Source organism: Clostridium sp. FS41 (assembly GCF_000954015.1).
Lineage (GTDB): Bacteria > Bacillota > Clostridia > Lachnospirales > Lachnospiraceae > Enterocloster > Enterocloster citroniae.
In genome coordinates, this window is the sequence record NZ_JYHN01000056.1 from 127245 (window position 1) to 141191 (window position 13947).

14 protein-coding genes are annotated in these 13947 nt (G+C 53.0%); 6 read left to right on the forward strand and 8 right to left on the reverse strand.

Annotated elements, in window-relative coordinates:
• Positions 1-142 precede the first annotated feature (142 nt).
• The 4 genes from dapF (CLFS41_RS11075) to dapF (CLFS41_RS11090) form a co-directional block, all read right to left on the reverse strand.
• Positions 143-973 (reverse strand): diaminopimelate epimerase, encoded by an 831-nt coding sequence (dapF, locus tag CLFS41_RS11075; RefSeq protein WP_007867287.1) that lies wholly within the window; start codon positions 971-973, stop codon positions 143-145.
• Between the two features lie 19 nt (positions 974-992).
• The gene (locus CLFS41_RS11080; protein ID WP_007867290.1) at positions 993-1541 is read right to left on the reverse strand and encodes an ANTAR domain-containing protein; all 549 of its coding nucleotides are present in this window, start codon (positions 1539-1541) and stop codon (positions 993-995) included.
• A 41-nt stretch (positions 1542-1582) separates the two neighbouring features.
• Positions 1583-2920, reverse strand: a complete 1338-nt coding sequence (glnA, locus tag CLFS41_RS11085) for a type I glutamate--ammonia ligase (RefSeq protein ID WP_007867293.1) — start codon at positions 2918-2920, stop codon at positions 1583-1585.
• A gap of 149 nt (positions 2921-3069) precedes the next feature.
• Positions 3070-3930, reverse strand: a complete 861-nt coding sequence (gene dapF, locus CLFS41_RS11090) for a diaminopimelate epimerase (RefSeq protein WP_007867296.1) — start codon at positions 3928-3930, stop codon at positions 3070-3072.
• Between the two features lie 172 nt (positions 3931-4102).
• Between dapF (CLFS41_RS11090) and CLFS41_RS11095 the strand changes: the two genes are divergently transcribed.
• From CLFS41_RS11095 to CLFS41_RS11120, 6 genes are all read left to right on the forward strand, one after another.
• On the forward strand, positions 4103-4975 hold the full coding sequence (locus CLFS41_RS11095; protein ID WP_045092308.1) for an AraC family transcriptional regulator: 873 nt from the start codon (positions 4103-4105) through the stop codon (positions 4973-4975).
• A 161-nt stretch (positions 4976-5136) separates the two neighbouring features.
• A complete protein-coding gene (locus CLFS41_RS11100) occupies positions 5137-6297 on the forward strand; it encodes an ABC transporter substrate-binding protein (protein ID WP_007867301.1) in 1161 nt (386 codons plus the stop codon).
• Positions 6298-6419: 122 nt separating this feature from the next.
• The gene (locus CLFS41_RS11105; protein ID WP_007867304.1) at positions 6420-7301 is read left to right on the forward strand and encodes a branched-chain amino acid ABC transporter permease; all 882 of its coding nucleotides are present in this window, start codon (positions 6420-6422) and stop codon (positions 7299-7301) included.
• Positions 7302-7311: 10 nt separating this feature from the next.
• Positions 7312-8427, forward strand: coding sequence for a branched-chain amino acid ABC transporter permease (locus CLFS41_RS11110; RefSeq protein ID WP_007867306.1), 1116 nt, complete (start codon positions 7312-7314; stop codon positions 8425-8427).
• Entirely contained in the window at positions 8427-9281 is an 855-nt protein-coding gene (locus tag CLFS41_RS11115) for an ABC transporter ATP-binding protein (protein ID WP_045092309.1), read from the forward strand. The genes CLFS41_RS11110 and CLFS41_RS11115 overlap by 1 nt, the downstream gene beginning before the upstream one ends.
• Entirely contained in the window at positions 9268-9990 is a 723-nt protein-coding gene (locus CLFS41_RS11120; protein WP_045092310.1) for an ABC transporter ATP-binding protein, read from the forward strand. The genes CLFS41_RS11115 and CLFS41_RS11120 overlap by 14 nt, the downstream gene beginning before the upstream one ends.
• A 44-nt stretch (positions 9991-10034) precedes the next feature.
• On the opposite strand, the gene CLFS41_RS11125 is transcribed toward CLFS41_RS11120, so the two are convergent.
• Genes CLFS41_RS11125 through CLFS41_RS11140 form a run of 4 tightly spaced genes read right to left on the reverse strand, consistent with a single transcriptional unit; the run spans position 10035 to position 13932 of the window.
• Positions 10035-10799 carry a class B sortase gene (locus CLFS41_RS11125; RefSeq protein WP_045092311.1) on the reverse strand — a complete coding sequence of 255 codons (765 nt, stop codon included), beginning with the start codon at positions 10797-10799 and terminating at the stop codon, positions 10035-10037.
• Positions 10799-12433: a BsaA family SipW-dependent biofilm matrix protein gene (locus tag CLFS41_RS11130; RefSeq protein WP_007867317.1), complete on the reverse strand. Its 1635-nt coding sequence runs from the start codon at positions 12431-12433 to the stop codon at positions 10799-10801. Before CLFS41_RS11130 ends, CLFS41_RS11125 begins: the two co-directional genes overlap by 1 nt.
• Before the next feature lie 50 nt (positions 12434-12483).
• The gene (locus CLFS41_RS11135) at positions 12484-12981 is read right to left on the reverse strand and encodes a signal peptidase I (protein WP_045092312.1); all 498 of its coding nucleotides are present in this window, start codon (positions 12979-12981) and stop codon (positions 12484-12486) included.
• 15 nt (positions 12982-12996) lie between these two features.
• On the reverse strand, positions 12997-13932 hold the full coding sequence (locus CLFS41_RS11140) for a BsaA family SipW-dependent biofilm matrix protein (protein WP_007867322.1): 936 nt from the start codon (positions 13930-13932) through the stop codon (positions 12997-12999).
• Positions 13933-13947 lie beyond the last annotated feature (15 nt).

Below are 13947 nucleotides of genomic sequence, written 5' to 3' on the forward strand. Positions count from 1 at the left end.
CATACAGGGCGCTAAGACAGCAAATGTTCACCATCACAGGACCTGTACAGAGACATAACCGCACATCTTCGTGCCCTTGGTCCCTGAGAGTGTGTATTTGATTACATGTAGTTTAAAGTGTTAAATGACTAAAGTCATTTTGTCAATCATAATATATTTCCCGTGGTATGTCAATACTTCCGCTGAATACTTCCACCGCAGGACCTGTCATAAACAGATGTCCCGTTCCCCTGTCCAGCCGGATCTGCAGGCTTCCGCCCCGCAGGCTGACCTGCACCTGGTCATCCACATACCCCATGAGGATAGATGCCATCACACTGGCCGTGGCTCCGGTACCGCAGGCCCACGTCTCACCGCTGCCCCTTTCCCATACGCGCATCCTCAGATGTCCCCTGTCCACCACCTGGATAAACTCCGTGTTCACCCGGTGGGGCTGGAACCTCTCATGCAGTTCAAAGGCCGGTCCTATCTTCTCCAGATCAAGACTGTCAATTTCTTCCATATAATAGACGGCATGGGGATTCCCCACATCAATACCCACAAACCGGTAGTCCGTCCCATCCACCGTGATGTCCTCGGGAAGCTCAGAAGTGAGGAAAGCCTCACCCATGTCCACCGTGATGGACACCGCCCTGCCATCCAGTATGTCCAGATCCAGGTTCTTGATCCCTCCCAGCGTCTCCACGGTGATCTGTCTGCGGTCCGCTGGCACAAGGCCGTGGTCGTAGGCATACTTGCCCACACAGCGCACTCCGTTCCCGCACATGATGCCCTGGGAGCCGTCCGCATTGTACATCTCCATTCTGCAGTCCGCCACATCCGAGGGGCAGATGAGGATCAGGCCATCTGAACCGATCCCAAAATGCCGGTCGCTGACAAACCTTGCAGTCTTGCCCGGCTCCTCTACTTTTTCCTTAAAACAGTCCACATATACATAATCATTTCCAATTCCCTGCATCTTTGTAAAATTCATCGTTCCCTCCCGTCAAAACTCACACATGGATCAGACTGATCACCATCTGGGCTGTCTCCACCAGATTGGTTCCGCTGTCCATACTGCATTTCTGGATATATCTGTGAGCCTCCGACTCTGTCATGTTGTTCCGCTCCATCAACAGCTGCTTTGCCCGGGCGATCAGGTTCTGCTCCTCCTCGCTGCGCTCCTTTGGCTTGCCGCGCATCTTTCTGCGAAAGCGCATCTGGGCCTGGACCATCATTTCCAATGTATTTAGCAGATCATGGACCTTCAAAGGCATGGGCAGGCAGATGACATTGCCGGGGGCCTGGCCGCTCCATCTGCTGGGCGAAGAGATAAGGAGCATGTCAAATGTCCCCGGCAGGTATTGGCGCAGCTCGTCATACAGCATATCCTCGAACCGGTAACCGCTTACCACAATACCGCTGCTTAAGCCTTCCGCCGCCGAGAGGGTCTGTGCGCCCGAGGTGCAGACAGCAACCACCTGAAAACCGTTTCGCACCAGGATCCCCTTTATATTCTTTCCATCCTCCGGTTTGGAGAATGCCACGATAATATTAGTCACATGTCTCACCTCCAAGTCCCTTGTCCGCTGAGAGTAAGCAATCAGTATTTATACAGATATTCGCTTACTTCCCAGTCCGTCACCTGGGCCCTGAAGTCACGCCATTCCTTTTCCTTTGCCTCCAGGTATTTGGTGTAAATATGTTCCCCCAGCACTCCCTTTATAAATGAATCCCCCTCATATGCCTCAATGGCGTCTCCCAGGGTCTCCGGGATGCGCTCCACATTCCTGGACCTCATCTCCTCTGGCTCCATGGTGAACATATTGCCCTCCACACAGGCGGGAAGCGCCATCTTTTTCTCAATCCCATCCAGGCCGGCACGCAGGCAGGCGGCCAGGGCCAGATACGGGTTCATGGCGGAATCCGGGCAGCGCAGCTCGATCCTCGTGTTTCCTCCCCTTGGGGAGGGGATGCGGATCAGGGAACTGCGGTTGGAGGTGGGCGACCACGCAATATAGATGGGCGCATCATATCCCGGTATGAGGCGCTTGTAGGAATTGACAAGGGGATTTGTGAGGATAGTCATGGGTTTCATATGGTGGAGGATGCCCGCCATAAAGTAATATGCAGTGGCGCTCAGGCCCAGGGCATCGGTGTCATCCACAAACAGGTTCTTTCCCAGCATATCCGACAGGGACATGTTGATATGCATGCCGGAGCCGTTGACGCCTTCCTTGGGCTTGGGCATGAAGGTGGCATGAAGGCCGTGGCGCTTTGCAATGGTCTTGGCCGCCATCTTAAATGTCATGATATTATCTGCCGCGCAAAGGGCATCGGTGTACTGGAAATCGATCTCATGCTGCGCCGGAGCAATCTCGTGGTGGCTGGCCTCCACCTCAAAGCCCATCTCCTCCAGGTTGAGCACAATATCCCTGCGCACATTTTCCGCAAGGTCAATGGGGGACACGTCAAAATATCCCGCAGTCTCATGGGTGTTGGTGGTGGGCCTTCCCTCCTCGTCCGTATGGAACAGGAAAAACTCGCACTCCGGCCCAACGTTAAACACAAACCCCATATCCCTGGCCTTTTCCACCGCCCGTTTCAGCACATTCCTGGGATCCCCGGTAAAGGCCGTGCCATCGGGGTTATACACGTCGCAGATCAGCCTTGCCACCTTGCCCTGCTGGGGCCTCCATGGAAATATCTCAAAGGTATCCAGATCCGGATACAGGTACATGTCGGACTCATCGATCCTGACAAATCCTTCAATGGCGGACCCGTCAAACATGCAGCGGTTCTCCAGTGCCTTGTTCAGCTGGCTTGAGGTAATGGCCACGTTCTTAAGCATGCCGAAAATATCCGTGAACTGAAGACGGATAAATTCCACATCCTCCTCTTCCACCATGCGGACAATGTCTTCCTTACTGTATTTGCTCATCTTTCCTCTCCCTCTCTTGCAGACTGTGAAACCATAAAATACAAAAGGCAGGGCGCTTTGTGGCGCTCCCGCCTCAATACTAACAAAAATATATCAGCAGATATTTTATTTGTCAATGCGATTTAATGATTTCGTGGTTTTCACCAATATCACTTTAATGCGCGAAGTTGTTCGGTAAAATGATTACCTAATTTAATGGTGCCCACATACCCCACATCACCGGTCATGTGCACAATGCCCCGCTCATCGATCTCCAGTTCCAGTGTGCCGCCCGGCATCTGGACCACCATCTTGGGATCTGTCAGGCCCAGGCGGTAGGCTGCGGCCGCCGCTGCGCAGCACCCGCTTCCCGATGCCAGGGTATAGCCCGCCCCTCTCTCATAGACCTCGGTCTGTATGTGGGTACGGTCCAGCACCTTCATGATCTGGGTATTGATCTTTTCCGGAAACTGCTTTGCGCTCTCGGAATATTTCCCGATCCTGCACACCAGGTCCTTTGATATCTCATCCATGAGAATGACGCAGTGGGGGTTGCCGATGGACAGGCAGGTGACAGGGTAGGGGATCCTTCCAAAGACCATGGTCTCATTGATGATCTCCCTGCGGGGTCCCTCCACAGGCACGTCATCACTCCAGAAAGAGACCTTGCCCATGGAAGCCTTAAGCCTGGTCCCCTCCTCGTTGAGATAGTGGATGGCCGCCTCACCGCCCTGGGAATAGATGGTAAAATCCTTTTTCTGCACATAGCCCGCGTCTTTTAAGTACTTGGCAAAGATCCTCACCCCGTTGCCGCTCTTTTCGGCAACGCTTCCGTCCGGATTCCACACCACCATGGAGATCCTGTCATTGTCAAGCACCGGCCCCTCCAGCACCCCATCGGCGCCCACGCCAAAATTCCGGTTGCACATCAGTTGTACATTAGACGGATTCAGCTCCATTTTATTTTTATTGGGATCATAGATCAGATAGTCGTTTCCAAGTCCATGATATTTTTCAACTGTTATCCTCAATTGCTTGCCCTCCATATTTTTTCTGCACCAGTCGCCCCGTTCCCGGGTCACCAATCAGCATATTCTGTTTATATTTTAACAGGCATTTTTTTACAATTATATAGATATATTGCTATTTTATATTGCAAATCCTGCTGTATCTATTTTATACTATAAAAAAGGAGGTAATTACATGTATATAAACAGCGATCCGTCCGCCACCCCAAAGCAGGGATTCCTTCAGGGAGAATTCCGCCTGTTCCACATAAAAGATAAAGTACAGCGCGCCTATGAGCCCCACTACCACGATTTTCTCAAGATCGTGGTACTTTTGGAGGGAAATGTGACCTATATCATAGAGGGACGATCCTATTCCCTCCGTCCCGGCGACATCGTGCTGGTGGACCGCGGACAGATCCACTGCCCCCAGGTGGATGCCTCCTCCCCCTATGAGCGGCTGATCCTGTATCTGTCTCCTGATTTTCTGGACCGGTACCGGGAAGGCGCCTCCTCCCTGGACAGCTGCTTTTCCACCGCCGCCTACCGCCACTCCAATGTGCTGCGGCTAAAGGATGAAGCCCGCCATCTTACCATCTCCCTGCTAAAGAAACTGGAACACGCCCAGAACTGGCAGGAGGAGGAGTTTGCAGGCCCCCTGTACTGCCGCCTGCTGTGCCTTCAGTTCCTGGTGGAATTAAACCGTGTGTCTCTGGACGATAATGCCCAGTATCTTCCGAACGGCGCCCTGAATTACCGTGTGTCAGGCCTCATCTCCTATATTAATGAACACCTCTGCGAGGACCTGAGCATCCGCAGCCTTTCCGCCTTAAACTGCGTCAGCCCTTACCACATGATGCGCATATTTAAGGAGGAAACAGGATACACCATCGGAAACTATATCACGGAAAAGCGCCTTTTAAAGGCCCGCAGCCTGCTGGCCGAAGGCACGGGGGCAACCCAGGCCTGCTATCTGTCGGGCTTTAACAATTACTCCACCTTTCTCAGAGCCTACAAGCAGCACTTTGGAGAGCTGCCCAAACGCTCCATGTGTGCTAAAAAAACCTAAAAATAATAAAGTATTTTTTAAAATTCATTGAAATTTTTATAATATCTGTTATAATATATTCATTGTTTTCCCATTGAGGACAGTTGTCTTTGCTGCATGAACACGCGCTGGCAAATCCGCTGTGATCAATGAACTATCAAGCAAAACAGGAGGAATGTATTATGAGAATCAGGAAAATCATGGCTATTACCATGGCTGCATGTCTGGCTGTTGGCGCCCTTGCAGGATGCGGCAAAAAGGCGGAGGACAAAGTCATCAAGATCGGCGTATTTGAGCCAACCACAGGAGAGAACGGAGGCGGCGGCTTCCAGGAAGTACTGGGCATCCGCTATGCCAATAAGATCCATCCCACTGTAAAGATAAACGGCGAAGACTACAAGGTAGAGCTGGTGGAGGTTGACAACAAGTCCGACAAGACCGAGGCTGTCAATGCTGCCCAGAAGCTGGTAAGCGAGAAGGTAAGCGTTGTTCTGGGAAGCTATGGCTCCGGTGTGTCCATTGCCGCGGGACAGATTTTCGCAGATGCAAAGATTCCGGCCATCGGTTGTTCCTGCACCAACCCACAGGTAACCGAGGGCAATGACTACTACTTCCGTGTATGCTTTATCGATCCTTTCCAGGGCACTGTAATGGCCAACTACGCATTCCAAAACGGTGCAAAGAGCGCGGCCGTGATCACACAGCTGGGCGATGACTACTCCTCAGGACTGGGCTCTTTCTTTAAGGACGCATTTGCCAAATTAGGCGGCGATATTGTGAGTGAAGAGCAGTTCCAGACCAATCAGACTGATTTTAAGGCAATCCTGACCAATATTAAGGCGGCTAACCCTGATATCATCTTTGCTCCTTCCTCCATCACCACTGCCCCCCTTATTATCAAGCAGGCAAGGGAACTGGGGATCACCGCAACCATTGCTGCCGGTGATACATGGGAGAACTCAACCATCATTGAGAATGCAGGCAAGGATTCCGAGGGCGTTGTGCTCTCCACCTTCTTTGACGAGGCCGAGCCGGCCAATGACGAGGCTTCCTCTTTCATCAAGGGCTTTAAGGAGTATCTGGTAGAGAATAAGCAGGAGGATATCATTCCGGCCGTATCCGCCCTGGGCTATGATTCCTACCTGGCGGCCATCAAGGCAATTGAGACAGCAGGCTCCACTGACACATCCGCGATCCGTGACGCGTTACAGGGTGTCCAGATCGATGGCGTCACAGGAAGCATTACCTTTAACGAGACAGGTGATGCCAACAAGGATATCGCTTTCATCAAGACGATCAAGGACGGCAAGTTCCAGTTCCTTACAACCACAACGGTAGAGTAAGACCATAGTTACATATGACACAGAGGCCGCAGGCGGCAGCCAATGCCCTGCGGCCTTTCTCCAGCTTTACCGATTTATGCCCATTCAGGATACTACTATTAAAAAACAGGAGGCAGACTCTTATGAGTTTAACAACATTTCTTCAGCAGTGCCTGACCGGTATTTCCCTTGGAGGCGCCTATGCGCTGATTGCCATTGGATATACGCTGGTCTACGGCATCCTCCGTCTGATCAACTTCGCCCACGGCGACATTTTCATGATGGCAGGTTATTTTATGATCTTCGCAATGGCAAGTCTTCCATGGTTCATCGCGATCCCGGTGACGCTGCTTGTCACCGTTGTACTGGGTGTGTCCATTGAGCGCGTGGCTTACCGCCCCCTGCGCTCCGCCCCAAGGATGTCCGTTATGATTTCTGCCATCGGCGTTTCCTACCTGCTGCAGAACCTTGCCACCTATCTGTTCACAGCCCTTCCAAAAGGCTATCCGGAGATCCCTTTCCTGAAAAGGATCTATCAGATCGGCGGACTGTCCGCTTCCTTCGTGACCTTTCTGACCCCTGTCCTGACCCTGATCCTGGTGTACCTGCTGATCGCCCTGATCAACCACACCAAGATCGGAATGGCAATGAGGGCCGTATCCAAGGATTATGAGACAGCATCCCTGATGGGTATCAAGATCAATAAAACCATCTCCTTTACCTTTGCCATCGGCTCCCTGCTGGCCGGCATCGGCTCCATCCTTTATTTCACGGACCGTATGACCGTATTCCCGTTCTCCGGCGCCCTGCCCGGGCTCAAGTGCTTTGTGGCAGCTGTATTCGGCGGGATCGGAAGCATCCCCGGCGCTGTGATCGGAGGCTTTATCCTGGGGCTTGGAGAGACAGCCCTGGTTGCCATGGGCCAGTCCACCTTCAGCGATGCATTTACATTTATCCTGTTGATCGTTATGCTTCTCATCCGTCCTACCGGCCTCTTTGGTGAGAAGACAACCGATAAAGTGTGAGGTGGCCAACATGAAAAATATGACAAAGAACAAAAACAAAGTTTATACCATTATTGCCCTGGCCGTGCTGATCGGCATCCTGGCCTTTCTTCAGTCTGACAAAGCGGAGTACAGCTACCAGATATCCATTCTGGAACGAAGCGCCATCTATGCGGTGGTGGCTGTTTCCATGAACCTTTTAACCGGCTTTACCGGACTGTTTTCCCTGGGCCAGGCGGGTTTTATGGCCATTGGCGCCTATGTTGTGGCCATTTTCACCATCCCGGTGGGCTCCCGAGCCAGCGTGTATTATGTAAGCGGCATTTCCCCTGTGATCGCCAATGTACAGCTTCCCATTCCCGTGGCCCTTCTCCTTGGCGGACTGGCCGCAGCAGGGCTGGCAGCCCTGATCGGAATCCCTGTGCTGCGCCTTAAGAGCGACTATCTGGCCATTGCGACCCTGGGATTTTCAGAGATCATCCGGGCCTTTATCGCAGCCCCCATGTTTGACACCATTACCAACGGCTCCTACGGCTTAAAGAGCATTCCGGGATTTCCCAATATCTTTGCGGTATTCGGACTGGCAGCCCTGTGCATCGGCCTTATGATGCTGCTGATCAATTCCTCCTATGGCCGGGCCTTTAAATCCATCCGTGAGGATGAGATCGCCGCCCAGTCCATGGGCATCAACCTGTTCCACTACAAGGAGCTTTCCTTTGTCATCTCCTCCTTTTTCACAGGCGTGGGCGGAGGAATGCTGGCCATGTTCATGCGCTCCATTGATTCCAAGACCTTTCAGGTGGCCCTTACATACGACATCCTGCTGATCGTGGTCCTGGGCGGCATCGGAAGCGTGACAGGCAGCGTGCTTGGATCCTTTGTGGTCACTGCCGGCCGCGAGGCACTGCGTTTCTTTGACGATCCGCTGACCATTGCCGGTATTCACATCCCATTGTTCCGTTCCGGCTTCCGTATGGTCATCTTCTCCATCCTGCTGATGGCAGTGGTGCTCTTTTACAGCCGCGGCATCATGGGAAACAAGGAGTTTTCCTGGGAAGGGCTGTTCCGCCTGATCAGGGGCATCCCCCATAAGCTAAAGGGGAAAAAGAAAAAGGCCTCAGCCTCAAAGAAGGGGGGCGCACAGTAATGGACACCATTAAGAATGTACTTCATATGGATCATGTGACCATGCAGTTTGGCGGCGTGGTTGCTGTGAACGGACTGTCGCTGGATGTAAATGAACACGAGATCGTGGCCCTCATCGGTCCCAACGGCGCTGGAAAGACAACCGCCTTCAACTGTGTCACCGGCATCTACCAGCCCACCTATGGCTCTGTATCCTTTAACAGCCAGGTTATACTGGCGGATACGCCCCAGGGCAAGATGCGCCGTCTCTATGCAGGTGATGTGGAGCCCACTGCCCTGACACCGGTGCGCAAGACGCCGGACCAGATTACCAGGCTGGGGATTGCCAGGACCTTCCAGAACATCCGTCTGTTCGGCAACCTGACCGTGTTTGAAAATGTACTCATTGCCAAGCACATGCGGGCAAAACAAAATGTATTTTCCGCCGCCCTGCGCCTAAACCACGCGGAGGAAAAACGGATGAGGGATGAATCCCTCAGCCTTTTGGAAATGCAGGGCCTGGTGCATCTGAAGGATGAGACTGCCTCCTCCCTGCCTTACGGCCTCCAGCGCCGCCTGGAGATCGCCAGGGCACTGGCAACCAGCCCCAGCCTGCTGCTCCTTGATGAGCCTGCTGCGGGCATGAATCCCCAGGAAACCCAGGACCTCACTGATTTTATCAAGCAGATCCGTGACGATTACCACCTGACCATTTTCATGATCGAACACCACATGGATCTTGTCATGCAGATATCAGACCGTATCTATGTGCTGGATTTTGGCAAGCTCATTGCCCAGGGCACACCGGATGAGGTCCAGAACAATCCAAAAGTAATTGAAGCATACCTGGGGGTGAGTGACGATGTTAACGATTAAAGACCTGAGAGTAAATTACGGCGGGATCGAGGCGGTGAAGGGAATCAGCTTTGAGGTTCCTGAAAAATCCATTGTCACCCTGATCGGTGCCAACGGAGCGGGCAAGAGCACCACCCTGCGCTCCATCACCGGCCTGGTAAAAGCCTCCGGCGGTTCCATCCAGTTTGACAATGCAGAACTCCTTGGCATGGATACACCTGATATCGTGGCCAAGGGCATCACCCTGGTGCCTGAGGGGCGGCGGGTCTTCCCCGACATGACGGTGATTGAAAATATTAAGATCGGCGCTTATCTGAGAAGCGATTCCCTGGAAGACGACATCAACTGGGTCTACGACCTGTTTCCCCGCCTAAAGGAGCGAAGCTGGCAGCTGGCCGGCACTCTTTCCGGCGGTGAACAGCAGATGCTGGCCGTTGCAAGAGCTCTGATGAGCCATCCTAAGCTGATGATGATGGATGAGCCGTCCCTTGGCCTGGCCCCCCTGATCGTCCAGGATATATTTAATATTATCAAGGAGATCAATAAACAGGGAGTGACCATCCTCCTCATTGAGCAGAACGCCAACATGGCACTGCGCATCGCAGACCAGGGATACGTGCTGGAGACAGGGCGGATCTCACTGACCGGTACCGGCAGGGAGCTGCTGGCGGACGAGTCGGTAAAGGCCGCGTATCTGGGAAAAAAGAAAAGCAATTCAAATATGGGTTAATAAAAGGGGGAGGCTCCATGGACTGGGCCTCTCCCTTTTATCTGTCATTCTATCCGCTTTGCATCCGCCTCTATTGCCAGCCGTTCCTCATTTTTCCCGGCCACACAGGTCACCAGTGTGACCCCGGCATCTCGGTCCGCTTTGCCACTTTCGTCTGCTTTGCCGTCTTCACCTGTTTCCTCCTCTTTATCCCGCATGTTGGAAAAAAAGTCGGTCTGCGCAGGGATCCTGCGGCGGTCCGTAATATGGCACAGGAAATTATCCCCCTCTGCCGTGTACAGGTAAAAGGAGGCGTGTTCCCTATAATATTCATTATCCCAGTAACGCTTCAGGGAACCGAACATGGAACCGTTTTTCATGTTATGTCCATAGAGGACCGTGTTCCCGCCCTCTGAGGGCAGACTGCTTCTGTAATCCATGAAAATGCATCCGGCCCCGTTATATGCACCGGAAAATGTCCTGGTCAGGTAATAGGAATTGTCCTCCCCCCGGGTCACAGGATAGCTTACCGGCGTCCCGGGAATGTGGATCCATGCAATGATATGGGGATTCAGCTTTTTAAGGGCCTCAAAATCAACGGCCAGCATGGGCTCCTGCTCCCCGGCGGGCAGGCTGCCCGGAGACTGGGGAGCAGGTTCCTGTCCGGAAGCCTTGGCTGTATACTGCCGAAGCTCCCCGTACTCCTTTTCCCCTTTCCTGTATTCATACAGGGAACGGCACAGCAGTCCCGCGGACACCAGAAAGATTGCCAGGACTGAAAGGATGGACAATGTCAGGACGGTACGCCTGATCCCCTGCTTTTTGACCATCACACCTGATCCTCTTTCCTGCGAGTCCTGAACCACAGAACCCCCAGGGCTGACAGCAGAAGGAAACTGACCGCGGTCATGGCTCCCAGCATAAGCAGCGGGGTGGTGTCCCCTGTTTTTGGAAGTGCTGCCAACGGGATCTCAGGATCAGGGATCATGACAGCCTGGGGAACCTCTGTGTCATCAATGGTGGTTACGCTTCTTCGGCCTCCGCCGCCTCCGCCGCCTCCACCACCTCCTCCGCCATTATCTGAGAATGTCTGGATCATAAATTCCCAGTCGATCTTGGCCAGCTGGTCGGCATAGACGCACGCTCCCGTTACCGGGTCACAGGTAATGGATGGATCCAGCTGCAGCTCCACCTGGATTTCCTCGGATGTACCACTTTTCAGATAACACAGGGGGATCAGTTCCTGGAGATTCTCACCTTCCCCGTATCTGGCGCCGGTCACCTTTCCTTCATAGAGGACACTGCCCTGGAATATGACTTTCATGGTGATCTTTTCCAGGAGCTCGTCTTTTATCTGCTCCTGCTCTCTTGGATCGATCCGCATATAGACTCTGGCAGTCTGGTTGGATGTGGTATTCTCCACCTTCAGGCGGTCTTTGTAAATACCTCCCGGAACCATGTCCGTAAAACTCATAAACCAGTTCCCTTCCTCCTCCCCGGTCCCTGAGCGGTAAGGTACATACTCAAGCCTCTGGCTTCCCCGGTTGTAGACCAGGGTCAGCTTCTTTTCCAGGCCTGAGGCGTCATAGACGCCGGGATCCGCCACCTGATCGGCCAGGTAGCGGATCACTTCCTGGTTAAACCCGCCGGTGAACGTATGCTCCACCGCCGCCTTGGTGGCCTGCACCGTGGTGGCCTTTATATCCATGGTATATCTGCTGCTGTCATACCCGTATTTGGCATTGGTGCGGGTCACGGTAATCTGCTTGTAACCATCCTCTGTCTTCTCATAATAGGTGTCTTTTCCCGTTATGGTGTTCTCCAGAAGGGGGTTCATGGTCACGCTTTCCAAAAACACCGGCGAGTCTTCCCCCGGCTGTATCACCCCTATGTAATACAATATATAATTTCCTGTCTCAGACGGCTCCTCATCCACCAGGAGCCACTTTCCCCTGGCATCCTCCACCTTGTCTGCATAGGGCAAATTCAGGCGTATGCCGGCATCCTGAGCCATTCCGGACCGGAGCACCATAACGGCTTCTTTATTAAATGCAGGAATTGCCGCATACTGGCGCTCTCCCTGGTCTGTTACAAAGTCAGGGGGCAGCGCTTCCCCCTCAAGGGGAGGGACCGCTGTCTCATTGCCATTCTGATCCAGGACGTAAACATTTTCCCGCCTGATCCAGCTCTGGTGGATCTCCACCCTGGCAATGGCGGGCACACCGCTCTCCAGGCTGCCGTCCTCTGCTTTCAGGTTGTTGGATACCCATACCTGCTTTTGTGTGGTTATACCTGGCTGCCAGTCATCCGGCTGGCGGAAATGCTCCTCAAGGCTGGTTTTGTACCTGGGAACCCTGTATTCATTGCCGGTCCGTATTACCTGGGACCACGCCGCCCAGGTAGTTCCCACCGATGCAGCCGCCAGAACTGCCAGGCCCAATAACATGATCTTGCCTTTTTTCATAACATCAATCTCCTGTCCAAACGGATTACAGCTCTGCTTCCAACAGGCGTTTATGCCTTTTCCTCCCGCTTCTTTGCCGGGCAGATAAAATCAAGTAATATCCCAATCACCAGGATCCCTCCCATGACCCCAATTGCCTGGGGTGTCCTGCCGCAGGTGACAAAGTATCCGGCATAGGGGATCTTCACATCAGCCGCCCTGCCTGCCACTCGGTCATATGAAACCGGGTTGGGGTCCGCAGTCTCATTGGCATCTCCCTTAGTGATAAAATCACGGCTCAGCTCCTGTTTTTCCACCACCCTGTGGGTGACCAGCGAGCCATCCTCACCTGCATGGAAGGTGATGGGGTCTCCCTCCTGAATCTGCTCAAAGGCGGCCCCTTTATAGTAGATCACACTCCCAACAGGAAAGGCGGGCTCCATACTTCCGCTGAGCACCACCACCGGCCGGTAACCGGCCAGCATGGGCGCTGCGATCAGAAGGTACCCCACAATGCACAGATACACGGGCCATGAAAGGATATTAAACAATTGTTTCAGAACGTTCATTCATCAGCCTCTGTATTATGGTGTAACGGTTTTATTCTCAAGATTCACGCCGTCCTCTGCATTAACCTGTACATTGGTCAATGCAGTGATATCGAAATCTTTCCAGGAATCGTTTACTGCATCAGCGGTGGCCTGGACAAACTCAGAGGTAACGGTCAGTGTGTAGTTGGAATCCCCGTAGCCCTTCTTATTGCTGTCCAAATTGGATTCGGATTTGCGGAACAGGCTCTCTCCCTCAGGAATAGACGTGACAGCTGCCAGGTCGCGTATATCTTTAAGGCCGTCATTATTCTCATCACTAACCTGGGTCCAGTCGATCAATGTCCAGGCACTGGTATTATCCAGATCCGGCTGTGTTGCCGCAACGGCATAGTACTCTTTTGTCTCATAGTGGCCAAGGTCGATATCCGTGGCCATGGTCAGCCCTTCCAACAGGTGGGTGGTGCTGGACTTATCTGATCCCTTTTTCTCCAGAACGCCGTTCCAGTACCAGTATCCGTCCCCTCCATCGATCCAGCCGTCATTGGTCAGGATGTTCTTATGTACCACGGTGCCGTCTTCTGCGGGTGCCAGGCCATCGGTGTCATTAACCTGGTCTGCGTCAAAGATTCCGCCGGCATAGGTCCCGTTGTCAAACAGTTCCGATTCGCTCAATATGGTTTTGTAGGGATCCGTTTCTCCCTTGTAGGACCAGTTTTCTTTCATGCTTACCCTGACAAGGACGGGATAATCTCCGGTATTCTCCGCCCCTACATTCTTATCCCACTTAGCGCCCGGCTTTAAATCTTCCGTTGGCGGCGTGTAATCCTCCACCAGCTGGGTGGTATATTTGCCCGTGCTCAACGGGTTATCCAGGGACGCCGTCTGTGAATAGTACGCAAATGTTCCTCCCACCAGGGCTAATGCTCCAAGCCCGATTCCTGCTGCTGCTTTCTTATTTAACTTCTTCATGTCTTTTCCTCCTGC

Bases quoted from the DNA above. Each gene is read 5' to 3' on its own strand.
- CLFS41_RS11105 (WP_007867304.1), top strand. From the start codon at position 6,420: ATGAGTTTAACAACATTTCTTCAGCAGTGCCTGACCGGTATTTCCCTT.
- CLFS41_RS11115 (WP_045092309.1), top strand. From the start codon at position 8,427: ATGGACACCATTAAGAATGTACTTCATATGGATCATGTGACCATGCAG.
- dapF (WP_007867287.1), bottom strand. From the start codon at position 973: ATGAATTTTACAAAGATGCAGGGAATTGGAAATGATTATGTATATGTG.
- CLFS41_RS11125 (WP_045092311.1), bottom strand. From the start codon at position 10,799: ATGGTCAAAAAGCAGGGGATCAGGCGTACCGTCCTGACATTGTCCATC.
- CLFS41_RS11110 (WP_007867306.1), top strand. From the start codon at position 7,312: ATGAAAAATATGACAAAGAACAAAAACAAAGTTTATACCATTATTGCC.
- glnA (WP_007867293.1), bottom strand. From the start codon at position 2,920: ATGAGCAAATACAGTAAGGAAGACATTGTCCGCATGGTGGAAGAGGAG.
- CLFS41_RS11120 (WP_045092310.1), top strand. From the start codon at position 9,268: ATGTTAACGATTAAAGACCTGAGAGTAAATTACGGCGGGATCGAGGCG.
- CLFS41_RS11095 (WP_045092308.1), top strand. From the start codon at position 4,103: ATGTATATAAACAGCGATCCGTCCGCCACCCCAAAGCAGGGATTCCTT.
- CLFS41_RS11130 (WP_007867317.1), bottom strand. From the start codon at position 12,433: ATGAAAAAAGGCAAGATCATGTTATTGGGCCTGGCAGTTCTGGCGGCT.
- CLFS41_RS11100 (WP_007867301.1), top strand. From the start codon at position 5,137: ATGAGAATCAGGAAAATCATGGCTATTACCATGGCTGCATGTCTGGCT.
- CLFS41_RS11135 (WP_045092312.1), bottom strand. From the start codon at position 12,981: ATGAACGTTCTGAAACAATTGTTTAATATCCTTTCATGGCCCGTGTAT.
- CLFS41_RS11140 (WP_007867322.1), bottom strand. From the start codon at position 13,932: ATGAAGAAGTTAAATAAGAAAGCAGCAGCAGGAATCGGGCTTGGAGCA.